This window comes from Roseibium sp. MMSF_3412 (assembly GCF_030733265.1).
In the GTDB taxonomy this organism is placed as follows: domain Bacteria; phylum Pseudomonadota; class Alphaproteobacteria; order Rhizobiales; family Stappiaceae; genus Roseibium.
Window position 1 is genome coordinate 484,193 of record NZ_JASHJI010000001.1, and the last position, 24,458, is coordinate 508,650.

21 protein-coding genes are annotated in these 24,458 nt (G+C 59.9%); 12 read left to right on the forward strand and 9 right to left on the reverse strand.

The annotated features are described in order from the left end of the window. Window positions 1-38: 38 nt before the first annotated feature. From RBB49_RS02175 to RBB49_RS02195, 5 genes are all read left to right on the forward strand, one after another. Window positions 39-944 carry an alpha/beta fold hydrolase gene (locus RBB49_RS02175; protein ID WP_306141015.1) on the forward strand — a complete coding sequence of 302 codons (906 nt, stop codon included), beginning with the start codon at window positions 39-41 and terminating at the stop codon, window positions 942-944. A gap of 266 nt (window positions 945-1,210) precedes the next feature. Next, complete coding sequence (locus RBB49_RS02180) at window positions 1,211-4,399, forward strand: bifunctional diguanylate cyclase/phosphodiesterase (protein ID WP_306141016.1); 3,189 nt, start codon at window positions 1,211-1,213, stop codon at window positions 4,397-4,399. Between the two features lie 126 nt (window positions 4,400-4,525). Further along, window positions 4,526-5,389 (forward strand): patatin-like phospholipase family protein, encoded by an 864-nt coding sequence (locus RBB49_RS02185; RefSeq protein ID WP_306141017.1) that lies wholly within the window; start codon window positions 4,526-4,528, stop codon window positions 5,387-5,389. Window positions 5,390-5,502: 113 nt separating this feature from the next. Then, entirely contained in the window at window positions 5,503-5,841 is a 339-nt protein-coding gene (locus tag RBB49_RS02190) for a hypothetical protein (protein ID WP_306141018.1), read from the forward strand. Between the two features lie 221 nt (window positions 5,842-6,062). Further along, entirely contained in the window at window positions 6,063-6,920 is an 858-nt protein-coding gene (locus RBB49_RS02195; protein ID WP_336623382.1) for an MBL fold metallo-hydrolase, read from the forward strand. 15 nt (window positions 6,921-6,935) lie between these two features. Here the strand turns inward: RBB49_RS02195 and rsmD are convergent, their stop codons facing one another. Both rsmD and RBB49_RS02205 read right to left on the reverse strand, forming a co-directional pair. Then, on the reverse strand, window positions 6,936-7,496 hold the full coding sequence (gene rsmD, locus RBB49_RS02200; RefSeq protein ID WP_306141019.1) for a 16S rRNA (guanine(966)-N(2))-methyltransferase RsmD: 561 nt from the start codon (window positions 7,494-7,496) through the stop codon (window positions 6,936-6,938). Next, on the reverse strand, window positions 7,493-8,842 hold the full coding sequence (locus tag RBB49_RS02205) for a pseudouridine synthase (protein WP_306141020.1): 1,350 nt from the start codon (window positions 8,840-8,842) through the stop codon (window positions 7,493-7,495). Before RBB49_RS02205 ends, rsmD begins: the two co-directional genes overlap by 4 nt. 169 nt (window positions 8,843-9,011) lie before the next feature. On the opposite strand from RBB49_RS02205, the gene RBB49_RS02210 reads away from it, so the two are divergent. Together RBB49_RS02210 and RBB49_RS02215 are read left to right on the forward strand one after the other, a co-directional pair. Next, the gene (locus RBB49_RS02210; RefSeq protein ID WP_306141021.1) at window positions 9,012-9,440 is read left to right on the forward strand and encodes a nucleoside deaminase; all 429 of its coding nucleotides are present in this window, start codon (window positions 9,012-9,014) and stop codon (window positions 9,438-9,440) included. Between the two features lie 139 nt (window positions 9,441-9,579). Then, window positions 9,580-10,764 (forward strand): porin, encoded by a 1,185-nt coding sequence (locus tag RBB49_RS02215; protein WP_306141023.1) that lies wholly within the window; start codon window positions 9,580-9,582, stop codon window positions 10,762-10,764. Between the two features lie 50 nt (window positions 10,765-10,814). On the opposite strand, the gene RBB49_RS02220 is transcribed toward RBB49_RS02215, so the two are convergent. Both RBB49_RS02220 and mutL read right to left on the reverse strand, forming a co-directional pair. Beyond that, window positions 10,815-11,687 (reverse strand): alpha/beta hydrolase, encoded by an 873-nt coding sequence (locus tag RBB49_RS02220; protein ID WP_306141024.1) that lies wholly within the window; start codon window positions 11,685-11,687, stop codon window positions 10,815-10,817. 68 nt (window positions 11,688-11,755) lie between these two features. Beyond that, window positions 11,756-13,660, reverse strand: coding sequence for a DNA mismatch repair endonuclease MutL (gene mutL / locus RBB49_RS02225; protein ID WP_306141025.1), 1,905 nt, complete (start codon window positions 13,658-13,660; stop codon window positions 11,756-11,758). Between the two features lie 113 nt (window positions 13,661-13,773). Here mutL and RBB49_RS02230 point away from each other — a divergent pair, with 113 nt between their 5' ends. Continuing rightward, window positions 13,774-14,646, forward strand: a complete 873-nt coding sequence (locus RBB49_RS02230; RefSeq protein WP_306141026.1) for a TIGR01459 family HAD-type hydrolase — start codon at window positions 13,774-13,776, stop codon at window positions 14,644-14,646. 54 nt (window positions 14,647-14,700) lie between these two features. On the opposite strand, the gene RBB49_RS02235 is transcribed toward RBB49_RS02230, so the two are convergent. Both RBB49_RS02235 and RBB49_RS02240 read right to left on the reverse strand, forming a co-directional pair. Continuing rightward, on the reverse strand, window positions 14,701-15,375 hold the full coding sequence (locus RBB49_RS02235; protein ID WP_306141028.1) for a chemotaxis protein: 675 nt from the start codon (window positions 15,373-15,375) through the stop codon (window positions 14,701-14,703). A gap of 179 nt (window positions 15,376-15,554) precedes the next feature. Next, on the reverse strand, window positions 15,555-15,938 hold the full coding sequence (locus RBB49_RS02240; RefSeq protein ID WP_029063701.1) for a response regulator: 384 nt from the start codon (window positions 15,936-15,938) through the stop codon (window positions 15,555-15,557). 251 nt (window positions 15,939-16,189) lie between these two features. Between RBB49_RS02240 and RBB49_RS02245 the strand changes: the two genes are divergently transcribed. After that, window positions 16,190-16,636, forward strand: a complete 447-nt coding sequence (locus RBB49_RS02245) for a MaoC family dehydratase (protein WP_306141030.1) — start codon at window positions 16,190-16,192, stop codon at window positions 16,634-16,636. Window positions 16,637-16,666: 30 nt separating this feature from the next. Here the strand turns inward: RBB49_RS02245 and RBB49_RS02250 are convergent, their stop codons facing one another. Then, complete coding sequence (locus tag RBB49_RS02250) at window positions 16,667-16,807, reverse strand: hypothetical protein (protein WP_306141031.1); 141 nt, start codon at window positions 16,805-16,807, stop codon at window positions 16,667-16,669. On the opposite strand from RBB49_RS02250, the gene RBB49_RS02255 reads away from it, so the two are divergent. Together RBB49_RS02255 and RBB49_RS02260 are read left to right on the forward strand one after the other, a co-directional pair. Continuing rightward, window positions 16,806-17,804 (forward strand): bifunctional riboflavin kinase/FAD synthetase, encoded by a 999-nt coding sequence (locus RBB49_RS02255; protein WP_306141032.1) that lies wholly within the window; start codon window positions 16,806-16,808, stop codon window positions 17,802-17,804. The genes RBB49_RS02250 and RBB49_RS02255 overlap by 2 nt on opposite strands. Continuing rightward, window positions 17,801-18,745 carry a DMT family transporter gene (locus RBB49_RS02260; protein ID WP_306141033.1) on the forward strand — a complete coding sequence of 315 codons (945 nt, stop codon included), beginning with the start codon at window positions 17,801-17,803 and terminating at the stop codon, window positions 18,743-18,745. The genes RBB49_RS02255 and RBB49_RS02260 overlap by 4 nt, the downstream gene beginning before the upstream one ends. Here the strand turns inward: RBB49_RS02260 and RBB49_RS02265 are convergent. Beyond that, entirely contained in the window at window positions 18,718-19,974 is a 1,257-nt protein-coding gene (locus tag RBB49_RS02265) for a glycosyltransferase family 87 protein (RefSeq protein WP_306141034.1), read from the reverse strand. The two genes, RBB49_RS02260 and RBB49_RS02265, sit on opposite strands and share 28 nt — an antisense overlap. Next, a complete protein-coding gene (locus RBB49_RS02270) occupies window positions 19,971-21,185 on the reverse strand; it encodes a glycosyltransferase family 87 protein (protein WP_306141036.1) in 1,215 nt (404 codons plus the stop codon). The genes RBB49_RS02265 and RBB49_RS02270 overlap by 4 nt, the downstream gene beginning before the upstream one ends. Before the next feature lie 310 nt (window positions 21,186-21,495). Between RBB49_RS02270 and ileS the strand changes: the two genes are divergently transcribed. Then, window positions 21,496-24,456 carry an isoleucine--tRNA ligase gene (ileS, locus tag RBB49_RS02275; RefSeq protein WP_306141037.1) on the forward strand — a complete coding sequence of 987 codons (2,961 nt, stop codon included), beginning with the start codon at window positions 21,496-21,498 and terminating at the stop codon, window positions 24,454-24,456. Window positions 24,457-24,458 lie beyond the last annotated feature (2 nt).

The following is a 24,458-nucleotide window of genomic DNA, read 5'->3' on the forward strand; positions in this document are numbered from 1 at the left end:
TGCCAAACTGTCATTGTTTCAGCATCGGGGATTTGAATTTGACCACGGAACTGCCGGATCTTTTTCCGAACTTCGAAACCAAGGTCGTCCATGCGAAAGACATGGAATTTTTCTGCCGGATTGGTGGTTCGGGTCCACCGCTTCTGCTGCTCCACGGTTACCCTCAGTCCCACGTGATCTGGCATAAGATTGCCCCGGAGCTTGCCGCGCGTTTCACGCTGATCATGCCGGATCTGCCCGGTTACGGACAGTCTTCGATCCCGCCGAGGGCAACCGGTCACGGAACGTATTCAAAGCGGACCTGGGCAGAGGCGTTCAACGAGATGATGCGCGTCCTGGGCTATCGGTCGTACTTTCTGGCTGGGCATGACCGGGGCGCAAGGGTCGGCTACAGGCTTGCGCTCGATTTTCCAGGTTCGGTGACCAAACTGGCCGTGCTCGATATCCTGCCGACATCGGACTACTGGGACCTGATGGATCGAAATTTCGGCCTCAAGATCTATCACTGGATGTATCTCGCCCAGCCGTTTCCGTTTCCTGAAAAGATGATTGCGGCCGCTCCCATACGCTTTCTGGAGCACACGCTTGCCAGCTGGACGGCGGCGAAAACGCTGGACTGCTTCTCGGAAGGTGCCCTCGAACATACGAGAGACTGGTTCTGCCGGCCCGATCGCATTTCCGCAAGCTGCGAGGATTATCGCGCCGGGGCAACGATCGACTATGAACACGACAAGGCCGACAGAGACGCAGGCAACACGATTTCGGCCGATGTGCTGGTGCTGTGGGGCAGCAAGGGCATCGCGTCGAGTGTCGACGATCCACTGGCGGTCTGGCGCCGGTGGAGCCCGCGGGCTCAGGGAGTGTCCCTTCCAGGTGGCCACTTTCTGCCTGAGGAAGCTCCCGACGAGACCTCGGATGCCCTGGTGAATTATTTCGGCAGCTGATGGGAACGTGTCGAATAAACATCAGTCGAATTACCGAACCACCAGAAGTTCTTAACTTGAAAAACTCTTTTAAAAGTTGAATTTACCAAGAAAATCATCGAACTTCTTAATTGTATTTAAGAATTCCATTCAAGACAATTTAACTAATCTGTCATATTAAAACTTACGGCGACGAAGGTTTGCAGTGAGTGCCATGAAGGACATCCAAACACACCTTGCTGACGGCCTCGCCAGTGTGTTCGCAGCTGCGGCTGCCGGGGGTATTTGTGCTGGGTCTGGGCAGACAGAAGTCGAAAGAATACAAGAACCTGCGGGACAGCACTTCTCGCCGGCCCCAACCGAACACCTTGCTTGACCGCATTGTTGCGCGCCTTTCCCCGAAAGACGATCTGAATTTCGAAAAGCCGATCAGGATGGTTTTCCTGTCCTTCCTCGGGTTGATCGTCTGCATTCTCGTTGCCCAGAACATTTCGTCCGAATTCCGGAACCTGCGCGAACCGCAGGAGGCGATCCTCTCCACCGCTGAACGGCTGGTGATGCAACAGAAAAAGCTGGGCGCCGATACACTTGCGGATGTTTTCAGAGTTCTCGACAATGGCACCGACCTTCAAGATGCCATTCGCGCGCAGGATGAGCGCAAGGTGAGGCGCGTTGCAGCTGCGCTGTTCGCGTCGAAGTCCAGCCGCCGCGACATCGTCGGGCTTTCAATCTTCAACCCAGACATGACATCGGTCTATCCGGCTGAGGCGGCACCGCTTGTTCTCAAACCAGCGGAGGGTCGTGCCATCGACCCGGGCGAAATCGCCGCGGGGCAGCATGACGGAATCGAGTTGGGACCGGACAGGCGTCTGGTCGTCAGCGTCTTGCGTCCGTGGCTCTCCGGCGGGGAGTTGCTTGGCTACCTCAAACTGACAACCGACATCGAGCGCTCGCTGGCGCTTGCAAGCGCGGCCGTCGATGCCCAGATCGTGAAAACCAGCCTGCAACGGGTACGCACCGCAAATGGCACCGGCCGGACGACCCACAGGGTCCTTGGAAGCTTCGCGCCGGACGGCTTCAATCTGGATGTCTTGTCTCTGGCCGGCCGTGGCGCCGGCATTCAGCCGCTGTCTTATCAAAACGGTCGGGTTTACATGGTGCGCGACCTTCCGATTGCCATTTCCCGGGGCGATCAGGAGTTTACGCTCCTTGTCATCAACGATGTCACCCAGAACATCTGGGCATTTTTCAAAGGAACTCTTGTTTCGATACTGATCGGCGTCGGATTGTCGCTGATCACCTGGGCGGTGATGCAACGGCTGCTGTCAGGCCTGCAATCGTCCGTACAGGTCACGCGGCACCGGTTGGAGGCGGAGGTTCGCGACTATACCGCCCAGCTTGAGAGCAATGCCTCAAAACTTCTGGAAGCCCAGCGCATTGCCACTGTCGGCAGCTGGGAACGCGATCTAGCGACAAACGAGGTCAGCGCCACGGAAGAATACTTCCGCATCATGCATATCGCCGGAAGCCTGCCGTCAGACCAGATCATTGAGAAGGTCTACGCGCAAATTCCCGAACATGAACGCCGGGCCGCGCAGCTCATGGTTCAAAACGCGGTCGAGACCTGCGGCGAATTCGATTTTGAACACTCGCTGATCCCGGAAACCGGCAAACCCCGCGCCCTTCACATCCGCGGCTATGTGGAGCCGGGACCGGACGGTAAGGGCGCGAAGGTTGTCGGCACGGTTCACGACATCACCGAGCGCAGCGAAGCGGAGCGTCAGAACCTTCTGCTTGCCAACATTCTGGAGTCGTCTCTCAACGAGATCTTCATTCTGGACGCGGCTACGTTCAGGTTCAAACATGCCAACCGGTGCGCGCTGAACAATCTCGGCCTCGGGCTGGAAAACCTGCAATCCATGCATCTTTGGGATGTCAATTCGATCTACAACGAAGATGCCATCAGACACCAGTTCCGGCCGCTTCTGACCGGAGATCTGGAGGGCATCGCCGCAGAAACCGTCCACCGGCGCAAGGACGGGACCGAATATCCGGTCGAATTGCGCATACAGCTGCTGAAAGACACGGACGAAGACCTGTTTGTCATTATCGCGAACGATGTGACGGAAAGGGTCATGCGGGAGACCGAGACGCGTGAAGCAAGGGTGCGTGCCGAGCGGCTGGCCTATTTCGATCCGCTGACGAAACTGTCCAACAGGGCTGGCTGCCAGCGCGACGCGAAACTGCGGTTCGAACGGGTGGACAAGCCGGCGTTCCTGGTTCACGTCGACATGGACAATTTCAAGCGCGTGAACGATACGCTTGGCCATCTTGCGGGAGATTACTGCCTGGAGGAAACGGGGCGCAGGCTGCGCGAAGTGTCACGCGGTCTCGGCACACCGTATCGCTGGGGTGGCGACGAGTTTGTCATCATTGCGGAGAATCCCGGTTCGGATCCGAACGAACTGTTCGAGCGCGCCCGCCGGCTCATGCGCCTGCCGATGGAATTCAACGGCAACCGGTTCTGGCCGACGGTCAGCATGGGTATAGCGCTCTGCCCGGAAGACGGCTCGTCCTTCGAGGATCTTCTGTTCAACGCCGACCTGGCGCTCTACCAGTCGAAGGAAAGCGGCAAGGACCGGTTCACGTTCTTCAAGTCCAGCATGAAGACGGAAAGTGAAACCGAGGCCAGGATTGAGCGCGAACTGCAGAATGCGGTCAAGGAAAACCAGTTCTTCATGGTCTTTCAGCCGCAGGTCAATCTGCGCTCGCAGAATGTCACCGGCATCGAGGCCCTGATCCGCTGGGATCACCCTGAGCGCGGCGTCCTTTCACCTGCCGAGTTTTTGCCCGTTGTCGAGAAAACCAGCCTTGCACCGATTCTCGGAGAGATCATCATCGACAAGGCGTTTGCCGCGGCCAAACACTGGCTGGTCAGCGGGCTCGACTTCGGCCGTATCTCCGTGAACGTGTCCCCCTCTCATCTCGCCTCCGGCCTGCTGGTGGAGCATTTCAAGGCCGCGATGGCCAAATACGAGATCGGTGCGGAGCGGATTACCGCCGAAGTCCTGGAATCGGTGTTCCTGAACGACAACCGGTCCGGTCACCTGGCGGCCCTGCGGGAGCTTTTCGAGCTTGGCGTGCATATTGAACTCGATGATTTCGGAACGGGTTATGCATCGCTGACACATGTCGCGGATCTGCCGATCAACGGACTGAAGATCGATCGTTCCTTCACCAACCAGATGATCGACGATCCGCGAAAGGAAGCGGTGGTCAACCAGTTGGTCCACCTGGCGAGATCACTGAATGTCGCCGTCGTCTGTGAAGGTGTCGAGACCGAGGCGCAGTACCACCGTCTGCGCATGATGGGCGACTTCTCCATTCAGGGCTATCTGATCGCCGAGCCGATGCCGCTTGATCAGATGACGGAATGGATGGCCGAAGCATCCGACGATCTTTACTTCGTCATCTGACACCACACTCCACCAAAGCCTTGCGAGACTTGCCCGCCCGTCGGGGCATCGAAACCGGATGCCTTGGAAAACGGCGGCGGCACCCCCATGTCAGTCCAGACAATTGATGAAAGGGAAGCGGACGAGATGACCGCACATTTGGCGACCTCCTCGACACCTCCACGTATCGGGCTTGCCCTGGGAGGCGGCGGTGCACGCGGTCTGGCGCATATTCCGGTTCTCGAAGCGTTTGACGATCTCGGACTGAAACCCGCGCGTATTGCGGGAACTTCGATCGGCGCAATTCTCGGAGCCGCCTATGCCAGCGGTCAGAGCGGAGAGGATATCCGGCGCATCGTTCTCGAACTCTTCGCCGACCGCAACAACGTTCTCTCCAAGGTCTGGAAATTGAGACCGAAGCGAGTTGCCGACATGTTCCGGGCCCGTCCGGTGCAACTTGATCCGGAACGTGTGCTCGACGTTTTCATTGCCGAGCATCTGCCAAAGAACTTCGAGGATCTGCAAATTCCGCTTCGTGTGCTCGCAGCGGACTTTTTCGGTTGTGAAGAATATGATTTTGAGGAGGGTCCTCTTCTGCCCGCGATCGCGGCTTCGATCGCGATACCCGCCATTTTCCGGCCCCAGAAGCAGGGAGGCCGGTTCCTGATCGACGGCGGTGTCGTCAATCCGCTTCCGTTTGAAGGCATGCGCTCCGATTGCGATATCGTCGTCGCGGTGGATGTCGTCGGCGCGCCGGTGCCGCGATCCGACGGATCGGACATCAATATGCTGGATGCTCTGTTCGGGTCGTCGCAGATCCTTATGCAGACGATCACGGCCAAAAAACTCAAGCTGGAACAGCCGGATATCCTGGTGCGCCCGCCCCACGACACGGTTCGTGTCCTTGATTTCTTGAAAGCGGAGCAAATTCTTGAAAGAGCGGAAGCGCTGAGAGCATCAACAAGAGAACAACTGTCAGCACTGACAAAACAACCTATGATGGTTACTTGAAAACCCCTAAGTAAATTTCACCACCCGTCCTGACTTTCTTGTAAAAAAGTCGGAAATTAATTTTTTTTTAACGCCGCTGGGGCATATTATTCTTAAAAACCAGAGGTAAGACAATGCACAAATCGGGGTCTGCGGATCTGGAGAATTGTCCAGTTCCCGAGGATTTGCTGAAACATCTGCTCGAGGCGACGCTGACAATCGTCCAGGATGTCGGGGGCGAGCTTCCCGAAAGGCAAAGGGCGGCCCTCGCGGTTTATTGTTACAGACGTTCGCATCTGCGCAGGCTCGGGCTGTCGCTGGCAGCGCTTTGCAGCCGTTCATCGCTGATGATGGAGGCCGGACATGCCGGTGAACTCATCCATCTGCAGGCGCAGGCGAACATGAAGGGTGAAGCTGAAACGGAGATTCGTCAACGCGGTGGAAAAGCACCGGTCAGTCTTCACGTGGTGTGAGAGTTCATTCGGGGCTGGTTCTTCCTCCCTCCCGCCCCCACCTGCGGCAACCGCCTCCGCGAATTTCAACGCGCTGGCCGGTTGCCTTTTTCTTTGTCCGGCCTTGCCCAAAAATCGCCAATGACGCCAAAGGTGCGCATGCGTGACCAATTTTCGTGCTTGCCTCCGCCAAACCGACCGCTAGTCTTTTAGTCAGCGTGGCTGGAAACAGGGACGAGCAAATGAACACCGGCATCGATACTTCAATGGAAATGCCTGGCAGGGTTCGCGGTGCGTCCCGCGCTGTTGCGATTGTGCTGGGGCTTGTGTTCGCCGCAGTCGCTTCGCCCGCCATGGCGATTTGCCAACTGGTGGCCAATGCCCCTTACCTGACCCCCGGAGACGGTGAAGCGCGGGTCTGGAAAGCCGCCCTGAGTGCCGGCGAAGTGCAGATCCGTTACATCGGTCACTCCACCTTCGAGCTGGAAACGCCGGGCAGTATTCGCATTGCCACCGACTATAACGACATCTACCGCCCGTTCCTTCCGCCGACGGTCGCCACGATGAACGGCGCGCATTCCACCCACTATTCTCTCTCGCCGGACCCGGAGATCGAACATCTGCTTTATGGATGGAACCCGGAAGGTGGCCCCATGGACCATGACCTCACGGTCGGGGATGTGCGGATCAGGAACATTCAGACGAACATCCGCAGCTGGGACCGCGAGACGCGGCGCCTGGGCAACTCGATCTTCATTTTCGAGATTGCCGATCTGTGCATCGCACATCTCGGCCATCTGCATCACAGGCTGACAAAAGAGGATTACCTGCGGCTGGGTCAGATCGACGTCGTCTTTGCCGCGATCGACAATTCCTCGACGCTGCGCATCGACAGCCTGATGGATGTCCTGAAAGGGATCGGCCCGGCCATGATCATCCCGATGCATTTTCATTTCGCAGGTGCCCTGCCGGCCTTCAAGAGCCGGGCGGCAGAAGCCGGCTACCGGATCGTGGAGGCCGAAGCACCCGATCTTGTGATAAGCAAGGGGTCGCTGCCGGCCAGCACCACCGTTTACATCATGATGCCCGGTGGCGCCTGAGCATATTACCGGTCCTCAGCCATCCAGATACTTCAGGAAGATGACCTGGCTGTCTCCCGCCTGACGCCGGTCAACTTCCGAAAAATCCGAAGGAAATTCAGGTATCGCGCCGGCACTTTCCTCGACAACACAAAGAGCACCCGGCGACAGCCAGCCTCCGTTTGCCGCTGACGCCAGCGCCTTTTCTCCCAGACCCTTGCCGTAGGGCGGGTCGGCAAAGACCAGGTTGAAGGGGTCGATGGTTCCAGCGGCACCAAGACGGGTCGCATCGCGGCGGAAAATCTTGGCAGCGCCGTTCAGGCCCAGGTTTTCCATGTTCGTACGAATGACACCGCGCGCCTCGGCACCTTCTTCGATAAATGTGCAGTGGCGCGCGCCGCGGCTGATCGCTTCAAACCCAAGGGCACCGGTTCCGGCAAACAGATCCAGAACCCGGGCGTCTTCGATGTCAAAGCCGGTCCCGTGCGCGAGGATATTGAAAATCGTCTCCCTGAGCCGGTCACTGGTCGGTCTGGTCCCGTGCGACCTGGGCGACGCGAGCGTCTTGCCCTTGAACCGGCCGGCAACAATTCTCACGAGCGCCGGCCTCCCCTGGGCTTGTCGTCACCCCGCGTCGGTCCACCACGGTCGCGCGCGGGTTTTTCCGATCTCTTTTGCTGCTGCTTGTCTTCCACAAGGCCGTCTTCGCTCCAGATGCGGCGTTGGGGCGCGGACCGTTCCTCGGTGAATTCCTTGCGTTGCCGTGGCTCGGATGTCATGCGAAAGCGTGACCGCGGCGACACCTTTTCCTGGCGCGGACCCGCGTTACCCCGCTTCGGCCGTTTCTGACCTGGATCCGATGGTCTCTCCGAAGACCTTGCCCCCTTGCGCTTGTCGGTTTCCGACTTGCCTTCGCGTGCCGTGAGCCACTTGCCCTGACCCTGTGCACGCCCGCCGCCGGGCTTGCCCTGAGGCCGGCCTCCGGCACCGCGCGATTTTCCGGAGGACTTTGCGGCGTCCTCCTGTTTCGGCTGGTGAAAGATGGGAGCATCGAAATCCGCACCTGCCTCGTTCGCCAGCGTTTCGCCAAGCTGATCGCGTAGGATCCGTCCGCGAATTTCCCGGACATCACCGTCTGCGAGGTCCATCAGCTGAAATGGCCCGTAGGACAGGCGGATGAGGCGATTGACGGCAAGGCCAAGATGCTCGAGCACCCTTTTGACTTCGCGGTTCTTGCCTTCGCGCAAGCCAACGGTCAGCCAGATGTTGCCCCCCTGCTCCTTGTCGAGCGTCGCCTCGATTGCTCCGTAAAGAACGCCGTCGATGGCAATGCCGTCATTCAGGGCATCCAGATCGGTTTGCGTGACCTTGCCGAAGGCGCGCACGCGATACCGCCGCAGCCATCCGGTCGACGGCAGTTCAAGAACCCGCGCGAGACCGCCATCGTTGGTCAGCAGCAACAGGCCTTCCGTGTTGATGTCCAGCCGGCCAACCGTGAGCACGCGCGGCAAATCCTTGGGCAACCGGTCGAACACCGTGGGACGTCCCTCTGGGTCCTTGTTGGTCGTCACCAGGCCCTTTGGCTTGTGATAGAGCCAAAGACGGGTTCGTTCGCGCATGGGCAGAGGTTCGCCGTCCACCAGCACCTTGTCATTTCCCGAAACGGTCACGGCGGGCGTTTCCAAAACAGTCCCGTTCAGCTGAACGCGTCCTGCTTCAATCCATTTTTCCGCCTCCCGCCGGGAACACAACCCGGCGCGGGCCATCACCTTGGCAATCCGGTCTCCGCGCTCCGCGTCGGCAGCGTAGGCAGGTGTTGCGGGCGCGTCCGCGGCCCTCTTGGGTTTCGGAGATTTTGCGCGCTTTTTGTCAGGCGCTGCGTTCCGGCGCCCGGGGCCTTTTGCCGGCTGCGAGCGTCCTTGGGTCGGTTTTCGTGTTGTCATGGGCGCCTCATAGCAGAGCTTGACCGTTTCTAAAATCACCTGTCGGTCCCTATTTTCGCAACCTAGCCCTTTTCCTGGCGCATGGCACATGCGAAACAGGCATGTTTTCAGGAGGGGCCGGTTCGCCCCAACAAGGGCAATGAGCATGGGCGGCGGCAGAAGGTCCTTCATGAGTATCGCGCTGGAGGAGGCGGAAGCTGCCGCCGCACGGGGTGAAGTGCCCGTCGGTGCGGTTCTCGTGAAGGACGAGAAGATTCTGGCCCGGGACGGCAACAGAACGCTGGAACTCAACGATCCGACCGCACACGCTGAGATCCTTGTCATCAGGCAGGCTTGTGCGCTTCTGGAAACGCAACGGCTTCCCGGTTGCGATCTCTATGTGACGCTCGAACCGTGTTCGATGTGCGCCGGCGCAATTTCATTTGCGCGCATCAGGCGGCTTTACTACGGAGCAGGAGACGAAAAGGGCGGTGCTGTTGAACACGGCGCGCGATTCTTTTCCCAGCCGACCTGCCATCACCAACCGGAAATCTATGCCGGCATAAGCGAGACGGCCTCGGCAAAAATACTTAAAACCTTCTTTGCTTCCAAACGGTAAGGGTCCATTTGCGTTGCGCAATAGCAACAATGGTCTGGTGAACGTAACCGGCCGGCGTTCAGGATCGACTTTCCGTTGGCATACCGTCACATGGATCGATCATAGTTGCGATCTCACTGCTTGCCACCCGGAGAGTGCAATGGCCCGTTTAATCGCCCTTGGAATGCTCGCGGGATTCGCCGGTGCATCCGTGCCTGCAATCGCTGCCGATCTTCCTGTCGCACCGGAACCCGTCGACTATGTCCGCATCTGCGATGCCTACGGTTCCAGATTCTATTATATTCCGGGGACCGATACGTGCCTGAGGGTTCGCGGTCGCCTGCGCACGGAATTCCGGGTCCGGAACTTCGGCGAGGCGGAAAATGCCTGGGGTGAACGGGACAGCGACGGATATCAATGGCGCTCTCGCGGCTATCTTTATCTGGATGCGCGAACGGAGACCAGCTTCGGCACGCTGCGCGGATTCATCGAACTTTACATGCAGCAGACCAATGACCGGGCAGGATTTTCGATCGACAACGCCTATATTCAGTGGGGCGGTTTCACGGCCGGTCTGACGAATTCGAATTTCGATTTCTTCACGGGCTATGCCTACAATGCCCAGATCGAAAGCTATTCGGATCAATCTCTCAACCAGATCGCCTACACATATGCATTCGGCAACGGCTTCAACGCCACCGTTGCGGTTGAAGACCGTTCCGATCGTCAGGCGAGTATCGGGCTGAATGGCAGCACGCTCGGCTACGGCGGCACCCGGATGCCCGATCTGATCGGCGTGCTCGGCATCAGCCAGGGCTGGGGTGAAGCCCAGGTCATGGGCGCCTTGCATCAGGTCTATCCGAATGCAGCGTTCAACGGGCAAACCGGACGCTCGGAAGACGAACTCGGCTTTGCGGTCGGCGCCGGGGTCGAGATCAACTTCGGCGGACTTGCACAGGGCGGCAGCATTGCCTTGCAGGGCGTCTATACGGACGGGGCCAGTGCCTACGGATCCACCGGCTGGAACGACCTGATCACCGATGCCGTTTGGGACGGCAACAGCACCGAAACAACGCGGACCTGGAACGTCTTTGGCGGTGTCAGCCTCGATCTCACCAACACGATCGAACTCAATGTCGAGGGCGGCTATCACAACGTCGACGCGGCGACCAGCGCCTACGACTTCACGCAATGGAGTGTCACCAGCAACCTCGTGTGGGAACCGGTGCCCGGATTCATCATGGGGCCGGAAATCCAGTATCGCGATCTGGATTTCGATGCCGCGTCCGGGCTTGAGGACACGCAGCAGATTTTCGGAGCTTTCCGGATGCAGCGCTCGTTCTGATCCGCACGCGGATCAAGTGAAAAACTCCGGGTCAACGGCCCGGAGTTTTGTCAGGGCTGCTTGCCGTTCCACTTTTCCCGGACCGTGTCCCAGAGCCCCCGCTTCCACAAATCGCCATGGCCTGCGCCCTCCACGATCAGGAGTTCCCTGGGGTCGGACGCATATTCGAACAGCCGCTCGCCGTGCGCGACCGGGATGATGGAGTCCTCTGTCCCGTGAATGATCAGTACCGGTGTCTCGACCTTGCCGATCCGTTCACGCGTCTTCATCGGATCCTTCATCAGGAGCCCGACCGGCAGCCACGGATAGCTCTCGAATGCCATGTCGACCAAGGCCGTATACGGCGCCTCCAGGACCAGAAGACCGGCATCGGGCCGCTCGGCGGCGACCGCGGTCGCAACACCTGTTCCAAGGCTCTCTCCGTGAACGATGATCGGCGTTCCTGCAGCCGCTGCACGGTCAAAGTGTTCCAGTGCATCTGAGATGATGGCTGTCTCCGACGGGCTGCCTTCACTGCCTGCATAGCCGCGATAAGTCGGCGCATAGAGGCCATAGCCGCTGTCCAGGATCATCTTGAAGCGTTGCCAGCGTCCCGACAGGTTGCTCGAATTGCCATGGAAATAGATTACCGTCGGCAGGCCGTCTTCCGCCGGTGCCGCTGTCCACACGGTTGTCGTTGTCCCGTCCGCCATTTCAACGGTTTCAACCGAAACGTTTTGCAAACCCTTGTCTTCGGGCGCGACGAGATCACCGCTTGGAACGAAGACGAAACTGCGTTGGTTCAGATACATGTAGCCAGCCGCCATGGAATAGGCGATGGCGGCGGCGATCACAAACTTGGTCAGACCGCGCCAAACCCTCGTCCAACCGCTTGCGGGCTTTGTCTCCAGTTTGCCGGTGATGCCGGTTTCGGCCTCGGCCATCGTCATGCTCCTTGCTGCATTTGATGATTGTTACGCATGACAGAAGAGCACCGATCAGATTTGCCGGATCACTTGCGCCCGAAGAGCCGCTCAATGTCCGACAGTTTCAGTTCGACCCAGGTCGGTCTGCCGTGATTGCACTGGCCTGATTTGGGCGTTGCCTCCATGTCGCGCAAGAGGGCATCCATTTCCTGCGGCCGCATGCGCCGGCCCGCCCGGACCGAACCGTGACAGGCCATCGTTGCCGCAACATGGTCGAGCTTTTCCCTCAAACCGTCCGCGGTATCCCATTCGGCGAGTTCGTCGGCTAGATTGCGGACCATGCCCTGGATATCCATGTCACCGAGGATCGCAGGCGTTTCCCGCACGGCGACAGCGCCCGGCCCGAAGGCTTCCAGTACCAGCCCCACCTCCGCAAGATCCGACGCCCTGTCGTTCAGGCGCAGGGCGTCTTCCTCGGTCAGTTCGACAATCTCCGGGATCAGAAGGATCTGTCGGGCGACATCCTTTTTGGCAAGCGCCTCCTTCAACCGTTCGTAGACGAGCCGTTCGTGGGCGGCGTGCTGATCGACGATGACAACGCCGTCCGCCGTCTGTGAAATGATGTAGGTCTCGTGAACCTGCGCACGCGCGGCACCGAGCGGCAGCCGGGTTGTTTCCGTTTCTGCCGGGGTCTCGCCGGCTCGTGCGTCGGCGGACGGCACGGCGATGTCGGCAAGCCCGGTCTGACTGCCGTATTCTGCCGGGGCGGCGTCCGCAAACCCGGGCATCGCAACGCCCGCATCTCCCAGGGGGCGAAACGCGCCCGTATCCCAGCGCGCGGTATCCGCCCGTGCATAGTCAGCCCCACGACCTCCAGCGGTACCGGGAGCGTGAGAAACGGACGTGGAAACCCCGCCGTTTGACGGAGCGCTGTAGCCACCCGCGCCAGCACGCAGCGCATCAAGTGCGACTGTGGCATTGCCGGTGGAAGACCTGTGACCTGCCTGCACCAGCGCATGCCTGATGGCGCCGACCAGCAATCCGCGCACAAGCTGTCCGTCGCGGAAACGCACATCGGCCTTTGCCGGATGCACGTTCACATCCACCTGGGCGGGGTCGAGATCGATAAACAGCACAACGACGGGATGCCGGTCCCTTGCCAGCACGTCGGCATAGGCGCCCCTCAGCCCGGACAGCAGGAGCTTGTCCTTCACCGGACGCCCGTTCACGAAAAAAAACTGGTGCTGCGCGTTGCCGCGATGGTGGGTCGGCAGGCCGGCAAACCCGGTGAGACGGACGCCTTCGCGTTCCGCATCTATTTCCATCGCGTTGTCGACGAAATCCTGCCCCAGGATCTGCGCGATCCGGGCAAGCTGCGGCTCGCTGCCCCGGGCGGCCGGCCATTTCTGCGGCTGACGGTCGGCTCCGGACAGGGAAAACCCGATCTCAGGATAAGCAAGGGCTATGCGCTTGACGATCTCGGTAATGGCCGCGGCCTCTGCCCTGTCGGACTTCAGGAATTTCAGCCTGGCCGGTGTCGCAAAAAAAAGGTCGCGAACTTCAACCTGGGTTCCTTTCGCGCGGGCAGCAGGCGCAATCGGCGTTTCCCTGCCGCCTTCCACGGCAATCGCCCAGGCATGTTCCTCTTCCTGGTGGCGCGTCTGGATCGCCAGGCGCGCGACGGAACCGATGGACGGCAGCGCTTCGCCGCGAAACCCGAGGGTGCGGATATCGAAAAGATCGTCATCCGAGATCTTGGACGTGCAATGGCGGCGGATCGCCAGGGTCAGATCCGAGGCGCGCATGCCCGCACCGTCATCGGCAACGCGCATGAGCGTCTTGCCGCCTGCAGCGGTGACAATCTCGATCTGCGTTGAGCCGGCGTCCACGGCATTCTCGACCAGCTCCTTGATCACGCTGGCCGGCCGTTCGATGACCTCACCGGCGGCAATCTGGTTGATCACCCGTTCGCCAAGTTGCCTGACCTGCATGAAACTCCCTTTACTCGGTTTCGCACCGCGTCCCGTTCCTATATGGTCCGCGCCGGGTTTGTCCCGATTCTTTCCCGAGTTTACCAGATCTAATCCAGCACGAGTGAAACCACATGACCGTTTCTGCACCGCTTCTGATTGACGGGCTGCGCGCCGTCGCCCCGCTCTACAAGGGGATCCTGTGCGATGTGTGGGGGGTGCTGCACAACGGGGTTGCCGCATTCGAAGACGCGCACAAGGCGCTGACATCCTACCGGGATGCCGGTGGCAAGGTGGTTCTTATCACCAACGCCCCTCGCCCGGCCAAGCAGGTCGCCGAGATGCTTGAAAAGCTCGGTGTTCCTGCCAGCGCCTATGACGACATCATCACTTCGGGAGACGTGACGCGAGCAATCCTGGAAGCACAGGGCAAAAAGACGCTGCTTCATCTGGGCCCCAACCGCGACCAGCCGCTTTACTGGAACCTTGAGGCCACCTTCACAACGAACGACGACGAGGCGGAGGCGATCAGCTGCACCGGGCTTGTCGACGATGAAACCGAGACGCCCGACGACTACCGGGACCGGCTGCAGAAACTCGCGGACCGGGGCCTCCTGATGATTTGCGCCAATCCCGACATCGTTGTCGAACGCGGCGACAAGCTGGTCTGGTGCGCCGGTGCTCTTGCGCGTCTTTACGAGGATCTCGGCGGCGAAGTGGCGATCCTGGGCAAGCCGCATGCTCCGATCTACCACGCGGCACTGAAGCGGCTGGAAGATCTGTCGGGCGAGGCGATCGCCAAGGAAGACGTTCTTGCCATCGGCGACGGTCTGCCCACCGACATCCGCGGGGCCGTTTCCCAGGACATTGACGTCCTGTTCATCACGGCGGGTATTCATGCGTCCGACTTCGGACCGAGCGAAGCGCCGGAAGAACACCTGATCCGCAAACGCCTGATCGAGGAAGGTTTGCGGGCGCGGGCGGCGCTGCCGCGGCTTTGGTGGTAAAAACAAAAAAGGCCGCCGATGGCGACCTTCTGAAAACGTGGTGGCAGAACGCGGTCAGTCGAACAGTTTGTCGATATCCGCCTGGGCATCCATCAGCATCGAATCGATGTCGTCCTGCGAAACGCCCTCGCCGTCGTGCTGAGGTCCGTGGAGGATCAGCTCGCGCTTGCGGCGTTCTTCGTCCGTTTCCTCGACTTCCGCATCCAGGTCGCCGGGAATACGCAGATGTTCGATGAAGGACGATACACGCTCGTCGATGTAATTCAGCGTGGTCACGACTTTCGAAATGCGCTGACCGGTGATGTCCTGGAACGTGCAGGCCTCGAAGATGCCGATCATCTTGTTGCTGACCAGTTCCTGGTAGGCTTCCGGATCGCTCGTGTCGGCACCCATGATTTCTTCGGCAGCTTCCATGATCGTGTTGGTGGCGTCTTCCGTCGCCTCGACGATCGCGTCAAGCTCACGGCCGGCATCCGGTATCTTGTTGCCGGTCATGTCATTTGCGCGGAGCTGCGAAATTTCCGACTTCATACGGGCGATTTCCTTGCCGATGGCTCTCAGCTCATCGGTTACCGTCGGCTGCACAGTGGACAGGAAATCGTGCATTGAGCCGGACATGACTTCGGCGAGATGCATGACATCAGTCAGCGAAACTTCGCCGTCGCGTTCTTTGTTCTGTTCCAGGAAATCGATGACGCGTGCGACATTTTCCTGCTTCATATTGGCCATTAGGATAGCCTCCCCATGCGAAAGCCCCCCCGAACGCGTCCCAGCTTGAAGGGCTGACGCGCTTTTCGTAACTCACCGGTTCTTGTGTTGCTGATCGCCCGCATTGGGACTTGACAACCCGGTCGTCCAGCCTGCACCGGCGGGGCCCCCTACGTCGGTCCCGCCAGGCGCAAGAGACGTTACTCGGAGAAGACTGCCTCGATCTTGCCTTTCAGCGTCTGTGCGTTGAACGGCTTCACGATATAGTTGTTCACGCCGGCCTTTTTGGCGGCAATGACGTTTTCAGTCTTGGATTCCGCCGTCACCATGATGAACGGGGTTTTGCTGAGACCGGAGTCGGAACGAACCTGCTTGAGCAGCTCGTAGCCGGTCATCGGCTCCATGTTCCAATCGGAAATGACCAGACCATAGCGGCGCTGCTTCATTTTTTCCAAGGCTTCGGTGCCGTCCGCGGCATCGTCGATGTCTTCGAAACCAAGCTGTTTCAGCAAGTTCCGAATGATGCGAATCATCGTCTTGTAGTCATCGACCACGAGGACCGGCATCTGAAGATCAAGGGCCATTGTCTACTCCATACTGTCAATAAGCGCGGCCCCTGGCCGTGGGCCGGTGGATACGCGATTTGACTCCGAAGGAGAGCGACACACATTTGTGTCCTCACCTCCCCACACTCAACGGACTTTACCCGCCTCACCTGAAAAGACCGTTAATAACGCAAGCTTTTTTCTTCGCCGAAAGCATAATTGCCAGAAAACCTTGTCCCCCCTAGCGTCCACGGCCAGGGTTAGGAAGATCAAACCGGGCGGAAATCACGATGTTGGAACTGCGAACACTCTACTTCGAAGACCTGGAAACGGGCATGCAAGAAGAACTTGTCAAACATGTCAGTTCCTCCGACGTTGTCGGTTTTGCCGAAGTCTCCGGTGACCGCAACCCGATTCACCTGTCGGAACACTTCGCGGCGCGCACACCCTTCAAGACCCGAATCGCGCATGGCCTTTATACGGCAAGTCTGATTTCAGCCGTTCTGGGAACCCGGCTCCCGGGGCCCGGAGCGATCTATCTGTCCCAGACGCTCAACTTCAAGGCACCCGTGAAGATCGGCGACGACGTCAAGGTGACGGTGACAGTTGAAGAACTGATGGAAAGGGGCAACCGTGCCCGACTCTCGTGCATCTGCAGCGTGGATGACACCGTCGTTCTGGAAGGCGAAGCTCTTGTGAAGGTTCCAGGCCGCGACGAAGACAGGGCCCGGTCCTGAGTTCATGACCGTTTTAAGTGCGGGTGCGGTTCACCCCACCTTGACGTTTTCGCGCACACGCGGCAGTTTCCTCGCCGGCGCCGCAAAGCGGTGCCGGTCCCAGTGCTTGCCCTGATTGCCGTTTCCAAAGAAGCCGTTCCGGCCGACACTCTGCGCGAAGGTTTGCTGCATGAACCCGTCCCCATCCGCCGATTTCCTGGTCGCCGAAAGCCTGGATGCGTTTCCCGATGAGTTGAAGGGCGGCGTCGTGGCTATCGGCAATTTCGACGGATTGCACCGGGGACACAGGGCCGTTCTCGACGCCGCGCTCGGGCTCGGCCGCGGCATGCATCACCCGGTGTTCGCAATGAGTTTCGAACCGCACCCGCGGACCGTGTTCAATCCGTCCAAACCCGTCTTCAGGCTGACGCCCGCGCCGCAGAAGCTCAATATGCTGAAAGTGTGCGGACTGGACGGTGCGTTGATTCTGCCGTTCAACAAGGCATTCGCCGGCGTCGAGGCAAGCGCTTTCGTTCAGGACATCCTGATCGACACGCTCGGGATCTCGCACGCCGTGACCGGATACGACTTTCATTTCGGCAAGGCCAGGCAGGGAACGCCGGACTATCTGCGCACTGCCGGAGCCGAGCACGGATTTGGGGTGACCATCGTTCAGCGAGAGGAAGATGAGGGCACGGAAGTCATCTCTTCCACGCGCATTCGCGATTGCCTGGCGGCGGGCGACATCGCGCAGGCCAACGCTCTGCTTGGGTACAGGTGGTTTTTCGAGGCGACGGTTGAACATGGCAACAAGCGCGGGCGGGACCTCGGTTATCCGACGGCGAACCTGCACATGAACACCGATTGCCCCCTGCTTGAGGGCATTTATGCGGTCAAGGTGAAGACGCCGGAGGGCTGGTACGACGGTGTTGCAAGCTACGGACGCAGACCCACCTTCGACAACGGCGCCGTCGTCTTCGAAGTGTTCCTGTTCGACTTTTCCGGAGATCTTTACGGTCAATCACTCCGGGTACATCTGGTGTCCCATTTGCGCGGCGAGGAAAAGTTCGACACGGCGGAGGCTCTGGTCGCACAGATGAACAGGGACAGCGAGGAAGCGAAAGCTGCCCTCGCCTCGATCAGGCCGCTCTCGGATATCGACCTGAAACTTCTGGACCTTCACGCGTGACGGCAGCTTCAACGCGGGCGCAAGTGCCGCACAGCCCGATGCTCGCCATGCTGCTGATGACGATCGCGATGCTGATCGCGCCGGTCATGGACATCGCGGCGAAATACCTGTCGGCCTGGCTGCCTGCCCTGGAAGTGACTTTCGGGCGGTTTTTCTTTCAGTTCCTCATCTGTCTGGTCATTGCCGCTGCCGCAGGCCGGATCACCCGTCTCAGGGCGCGGCAGCCCGTGATCAATTTCGTGCGCGGCATCCTGCTTGCGGTCGCGTCCTTGAGCTTTTTCACCGCCGTGAAATACATGTCGGTCGCCACGGCGATTTCGATCTTTTTCATCGAACCGATGATCCTGACCGTGCTCGCAGCGCTCATCCTGAAGGAGAAGGTCGGCCTCCGCAGGATCGGCGCAATCCTCGTGGGATTGCTCGGAGCCATGATCATCCTGCGCCCGAACCTGGCGGAAATCGGCCTTGTCAGCCTGCTGCCGGCCTTCACGGCGCTGGTCTTCGCGTTCTATCTTCTGATCAACAAGCTCTATCCGGTCGAGGACGACCTTCTCACGATCCAGTTCGGAGCCGGCCTTTCCGGCGCCCTCCTCCTCGGCAGCGCCCTGCTCATCGGCTCCTACGTCCAGATCGAGGGATACGAATTCGTGCTGCCGACACCGGGCCAGACGGCATTGCTTGCGCTTATCGGTCTGATTTCCTTCGCCGCACACGGACTGGTCGTCGCGGCGTTTCAGCGCGGCAGCGCCAGTCTGCTCGCACCGCTGCAATATGTGGAGATCGTCAGCGCGACCCTGTTCGGCTATGTTGTCTTTTCCGATTTCCCCGACGGACCGACCTGGGTCGGCATCGCACTCATTATCGGCAGCGGTCTCTACATCGCACACCGTGAGAGAATTCGGAAAAACGAAGCTCAGGCAGAGGCGGTCCCGGACATATGACCCGGCTCACCCGTTTGCTCGCGGCCGTCCGCGGACAGGTGCATGCGCCGTAACCCGAGCCAGAGCATTGCAAGCGGCAGGAGCGGAGCCATGGGAACCCCAAGGAAGATGGCGAAGGCGGGCGTTGACGCAGACAGGCTGATGACGAAGGCCAGCAGGATCTTTTCGAACGGGAAAAATCCGTTTCTGAGTCCGTCCCGGATCACGAAGGCACAAGGGACGATCAACAGTGTCAGGTCATAGGACAGGGCAAACGGCGTTACCAGAAGCGTACCGCCGATCAGGACGGCCGACCTGACCGCCATGTCTTCCGTCCGGCGCCACACTTTCCAGACACACGCAAGAACACCAAGACCGACAGCGGCCTGCAGCCCCATGGCGATTTCATGTCCGATCCCCAACTGCCGAAGGCTGCTGTAGACCGAGATCATCTTGCCCCATTCAACACCACCCAGTTCCATCATGGCGGATGCAACGGGTGCCTGCTGCCAGAAAACCTGCCAGACGCCAACACCCAGGAACAGCACGCTCGCTGCGGCCAGGGTCAGGGTGGTCACCGAGGCGCTGAGGAAGGTGCGCCAGTTCAGACTTGCAACAAGTGCGACCGGGGCGAGGATGCCGAGCTGCGGCTTGATGGTGAGGATACCGAGTGCGATGCCGGCCAGGATCATGCGCTGCCGCTCAACTCCGACGAGGAAGAACCCGTAAAGCGCCGCCGTCAGGGCTGCGTTCTGTCCATGAAACGCGTTGTTGGCGCAGGCCGGCACGATGATCAGGCAGGCAGCCAGCAGCCATTTGCCGGTGATCAACCGGCACGAGACGCACAGGAGCGCGGTCGTGGACAGAATGAAGACCGCGAAGGCGGCCTTGTAGGGCAGCATCGCAAACGAGCTGAGCAACATCTGGAATGTCGGCGGGTAGAAGAAACCGAACACCGTGTCGGAGCCAGAGAGCTCCTTTTGCAGCGCTGAAAAGTCTGCCGGTATGTAGACGAGTTCCGGCGCCCCGGCGAGCGCTTGCCGCCCGGCCAGCCAGAAACTCAGGTAGTCCATGAGGACCGTTCCGCTGGGGGCACCGAAGGAATTGGGGACCAGAAGCAGCCAGATGAGACCGAGGCTGAGGCCTATGCCCGAGCACAGGCAGGCAAAACCGATCCTGTCCCAGGTCAGCCAGGCTCCGTCACGGATGCCCTTGTGCCAGAATATTGTCCGGAAACTCTGCGCCGTCATGCCAGGGCCTCGACTTCACGCGGTTGCGACATATTGTGGAGGCGTACCGAAACGAAGAGCAGCAGCGCCGGGGCCAGTAGGCCGAGCGGCACGCCGGTCATGGCGCCGAGATATCTGCTTGATGCGGAGAGCAGAACCGCGGCTGCAACGAGCGTCCACATGTAGGGAAAAGCCTGTTTGCCGCGCGTTGCCTGCATCAGAAACGCGATCGCGATGGCCATGGCCGCCAGGTCGTAGGGAAGGACATAGGGCGTTGCGAAGAAGCCGGCAGAAACAAGCACCGCCGCCTTGATGCCGAATTCGGCCGCAGAGCGCCACACTTTCCAGACCAGCAGCACCGCAGCCAGGGCCGCCAGGGCCTGGACCAGATACGCAAGCGAAGCCGTCAGACCCAGCATGCGGGCGGAGGCATAAACCGATGCCATCTTGAAAAAGCCGGCCATTCCCTGGTCGGTCGCCTGACCGGTGAAAACAGCCTGTTCGAAGAAAGCCTGCCAGGTGTCGTTGCCGAGAACGAGCCAGCTGAGCGCGGCGAAGGAAACTGCCGTAACAGCGGCGGAGACGAACGCGCGATGATAGCCGGCGGCTAGAAAGGCAAACGGCAGCAGGACACCCATTTGGGGCTTTATGGTCAAAAGCCCGATCAAAATGCCTGCAAGGACCTGGCGGCGCTCTGAAAGCGCGGCCAGCCCACCGCCCAAAAGAGCCGCGCACAGAAGCGCATTCTGACCGTGGAACATTGCATTGAACGTTGCGGGCATGGCCGCGATCAGAAGGAAACCGGTCCAGCTGCGCAGGATGCGTGCGCAGGCAGCGCCCGCGAGTGCCAGACTGACGGCCTGGGAAACGGCATAGGCCGGGATCGCGGCCATCATCCCGAGAGGTGCAATCAGAAGCAGAAACGTGGGCGGGTAGAAGAACGGATAGAACGCACCCGGTTCCAGATAGGGCGTTTGCAGGGCCAGAAACGCGGAATTGTCATAAACGACGCTGGGTCTGCCGTGCATCACCTCGCCGCCCGCCAGCCAGAAGCACAGGAAGTCGCTGATCGGAACGGCACCGTCGACAATCGCCGGTCCGGACGGTGAGAAGAAGTAGGTCAACACGCCAAGATAGGCCGCGAAAGCCATGAACCCGGCCGGAATCAGACGATCCCGTGTCGCCCAGTGTGCCTGTGAGAAATACGCGGCCATGCCTTCCTCTTGCGTCATTGCTCTCTTGTTTAGCGGTTAGCCGTTAAAGAAAGCCTGCAATTCGGTTTCCCGGTGCCGGTAAATGCGGGGTCGCCTCTTTATTCGGCCAGCAAGTGCTGCTATGTCCCATGCCATGCACGACAAGGACTTCATATTCACCGGCATACGGATGATCGCGATTGCGCGAATTACTTGCCCGGCCTTCGGCTGACGCGGATGACGCGGCGCCAGGGACCGGGACCCTCGTGTTCTTGCCGCCTGACGACAGGTGCGCACTCTCTTGAAAAAATGACGGGCACAGTGCCCGAACGACCGGATCGAATTGACGATGACCGAAACAGATAAACGCGACTATTCAGAAACGCTGAACCTGCCGCAAACCGACTTTCCCATGCGCGCCGGGCTGCCGAAAAAGGAGCCTGAGATCCTCGCCCGCTGGGAAAAGCTCGACGTCTACCGACAGCTGCGCGAACAAGGCAAGGATCGCAACAAGTTCGTGCTTCATGACGGGCCTCCCTATGCCAACGGCAACATTCACATCGGCCACGCGCTGAACAAGACCCTCAAGGACATCGTGACCCGATCCATGCAGATGATGGGCTACGAGAGCAACTACGTTCCGGGCTGGGACTGCCACGGCCTGCCGATCGAGTGGAAGATCGAGGAACAGTACCGCGCCAAGGGCAAGAACAAGGACGAGGTTCCGATCAACGAGTTCCGCAAGGAATGCCGGGAGTTCGCCGAGCACTGGATCGATGTCCAGCGCAAGGAATTCAAGCGTCTCGGGATCGAGGGCGACTGGGACAACCCCTACCTGACGATGCGCTTCGACAGCGAGGCGACCATCGCGCAGGAACTCATGAAATTCGCCATGTCGGGACAGCTCTACCGCGGTTCGAAGCCCGTCATGTGGTCCGTCGTCGAAAAAACCGCCCTTGCTGAGGCGGAGATCGAGTATCAGGACTACAAGTCCGACATGATCTGGGTGAAGTTCCCGGTCGTGACAGCCGGTGGCAGCGACGAAGCTGCGGTGAACCAGTTGCTCGACGCCTCGCTTGTCATCTGGACAACCACGCCCTGGACCATCCCGGGCAACCGGGCGATCTGCTATTCCTCCCGCATTGCCTACAGCCTCTACGAGGTAACTCAGGACGGTCTGCCGGACGACAACTGGGTCCAGAAAGGCGACCTTCTCGTTCTTGCCGATGCCCTTGCGGCAGATGTCTTCAAGAACGCGCGCATCGAGGCTTTCGAGCGGGTGCGCGCGGTTTCGCCGGAAGAGCTGGCGGCGATCACCTGTGCCCATCCGCTCGCCGAACTGGACCTTGGCGGTTACGACTTCGACGTCCCCGTGCTCGATGGTGATCACGTGACAGACGATGCCGGCACGGGTTTCGTGCACACGGCACCCGGCCATGGCTCGGACGACTTTGAGATCTGGATGGAAAAGCGCGCCGACCTGGACGCGCGCGGGATCAACACGGCCATTCCGTTCACGGTCGCCGATGACGGTTTCTACACCAAGGATGCGCCCGGTTTCGAAGGCTTCGAAGTCATCACCCACAAGGGGGAAAAGGGCAAGGCGAACAGGGCGGTCATCGAGAAGCTGAAGGAGAGCGGCAACCTCATCGGTCTCGGCCGGCTGACACACTCCTATCCGCATTCCTGGCGTTCCAAGAAACCGGTGATCTTCCGCAATACCCCGCAGTGGTTCGTCTATATGGACAAGACACTGTCAGGCGAAGGCGACACGCTGCGCAGCCGCGCTCTCAATGCGATCGACGAAACCCGCTTCGTGCCGGGCAGCGGCCAGAACCGTCTGCGCTCGATGATCGAAAACCGGCCGGACTGGGTGCTTTCGCGCCAGCGTGCCTGGGGCGTGCCCATCACTGTCTTTATCCATAAGGACACGGCCGAGATCCTGAAGGATGAAACGGTCAACACGCGGATTTTCGACGCCTTCTGCGAAGAGGGTGCGGATGCATGGTACGCGGACGGCGCCAAGGAAAGGTTCCTGGGCAACGACTATACCGCCGACGAGTGGGACATGGTCACCGATATTCTCGATGTCTGGTTCGATTCAGGGTCCACCCACGCGTTCGTTCTGGAGCAGCGCGACGATCTCAGACCGGTTCGCCGGAAGGATGGCGGCAACGATTACGTGCTTTACCTGGAAGGGTCGGACCAGCATCGCGGCTGGTTCCATTCCTCACTCCTGGAAAGCTGCGGCACGCGCGGCACCGCTCCTTATGACGCCGTCCTGACGCATGGCTTCACGATGGCCGAGGACGGCCGCAAGATGTCCAAGTCGCTCAACAACCAGGTGTTCCCTCAGGACGTCATCAAGCAATATGGCGCTGATATCCTGCGCCTGTGGGTGGCCTCGACAGACTATTGGGAAGACCAGCGGCTTGGTCAGGAAATCATCAAGACCAATGTCGACAGCTACCGGAAGCTGCGTAATACGCTGCGCTGGATGCTCGGATCTCTTGCCCATGCCACCGGCGAGGACGTTGCCCTTGCCGATATGCCGGAACTTGAGCGGCTGATGCTGCACCGTCTGACCGAGCTGGATCAGTTGGTGCGCGAAGCCTACTGGGAATTCGACTACAAGAAAGTCACTCATCAGCTGTTCACGTTCATGACGGTCGAACTCTCCGCCTTCTATTTCGATATCCGCAAGGACACGCTTTACTGCGACGCGGCTTCGTCGAACCGGCGCAAGGCGTCGCTTTATGTCATCGACAAGCTGTTCAACTGCCTGGTGACCTGGATGGCACCGATGCTGCCCTTCACCATGGACGAGACCTGGGTCACACGCTGCGGCGAAGGCACCTCGGTGCACCTTGAGCAGTTTCCGGCTGTCCCGGAGAACTGGAAGGACGACGCGCTTGCCGCCAAGTGGGCAAAGATCCGGACCGTCCGCCGCGTGATCACCGGTGCACTTGAAATCGAACGCCGGGAAAAGCGGATCGGGTCGTCGCTGGAAGCCCATCCGGTCGTTCACGTGACCGACCCGGATCTGATGGCCGCGCTTGACGGTCAGAACATGGCCGATATCGCCATTACCAGCCAGCTGACGCTTTCATCAGAGCCAGCTCCTGCGGGCGCCTTCGCGCTCGACGACACCAGCGGTGTTGCCGTGGTGCCGGCGCTGGCGGAAGGTCAGAAATGTGCGAGATCCTGGAAGATCCTGCCGGAAGTCGGCACCGATCCGGACTATCCCGATGTCACGCTGCGCGACGCAGCCGCCCTTCGGGAGTGGGATGCGGCCCACGCCCCTGCCTGATC

Excerpts from the sequence above, each read along its gene's own strand:
- RBB49_RS02185 (WP_306141017.1), top strand. The coding sequence starts at position 4,526 with ATGACCGCACATTTGGCGACCTCCTCGACACCTCCACGTATCGGGCTT.
- RBB49_RS02190 (WP_306141018.1), top strand. The coding sequence starts at position 5,503 with ATGCACAAATCGGGGTCTGCGGATCTGGAGAATTGTCCAGTTCCCGAG.
- RBB49_RS02195 (WP_336623382.1), top strand. The coding sequence starts at position 6,063 with ATGAACACCGGCATCGATACTTCAATGGAAATGCCTGGCAGGGTTCGC.
- RBB49_RS02205 (WP_306141020.1), bottom strand. The coding sequence starts at position 8,842 with ATGACAACACGAAAACCGACCCAAGGACGCTCGCAGCCGGCAAAAGGC.
- RBB49_RS02210 (WP_306141021.1), top strand. The coding sequence starts at position 9,012 with ATGAGTATCGCGCTGGAGGAGGCGGAAGCTGCCGCCGCACGGGGTGAA.
- RBB49_RS02215 (WP_306141023.1), top strand. The coding sequence starts at position 9,580 with ATGGCCCGTTTAATCGCCCTTGGAATGCTCGCGGGATTCGCCGGTGCA.
- RBB49_RS02220 (WP_306141024.1), bottom strand. The coding sequence starts at position 11,687 with ATGGCCGAGGCCGAAACCGGCATCACCGGCAAACTGGAGACAAAGCCC.
- mutL (WP_306141025.1), bottom strand. The coding sequence starts at position 13,660 with ATGCAGGTCAGGCAACTTGGCGAACGGGTGATCAACCAGATTGCCGCC.
- RBB49_RS02230 (WP_306141026.1), top strand. The coding sequence starts at position 13,774 with ATGACCGTTTCTGCACCGCTTCTGATTGACGGGCTGCGCGCCGTCGCC.
- RBB49_RS02235 (WP_306141028.1), bottom strand. The coding sequence starts at position 15,375 with ATGGCCAATATGAAGCAGGAAAATGTCGCACGCGTCATCGATTTCCTG.
- RBB49_RS02240 (WP_029063701.1), bottom strand. The coding sequence starts at position 15,938 with ATGGCCCTTGATCTTCAGATGCCGGTCCTCGTGGTCGATGACTACAAG.
- RBB49_RS02245 (WP_306141030.1), top strand. The coding sequence starts at position 16,190 with ATGTTGGAACTGCGAACACTCTACTTCGAAGACCTGGAAACGGGCATG.
- RBB49_RS02255 (WP_306141032.1), top strand. The coding sequence starts at position 16,806 with ATGAACCCGTCCCCATCCGCCGATTTCCTGGTCGCCGAAAGCCTGGAT.
- RBB49_RS02250 (WP_306141031.1), bottom strand. The coding sequence starts at position 16,807 with ATGCAGCAAACCTTCGCGCAGAGTGTCGGCCGGAACGGCTTCTTTGGA.
- RBB49_RS02265 (WP_306141034.1), bottom strand. The coding sequence starts at position 19,974 with ATGACGGCGCAGAGTTTCCGGACAATATTCTGGCACAAGGGCATCCGT.
- RBB49_RS02270 (WP_306141036.1), bottom strand. The coding sequence starts at position 21,185 with ATGACGCAAGAGGAAGGCATGGCCGCGTATTTCTCACAGGCACACTGG.
- ileS (WP_306141037.1), top strand. The coding sequence starts at position 21,496 with ATGACCGAAACAGATAAACGCGACTATTCAGAAACGCTGAACCTGCCG.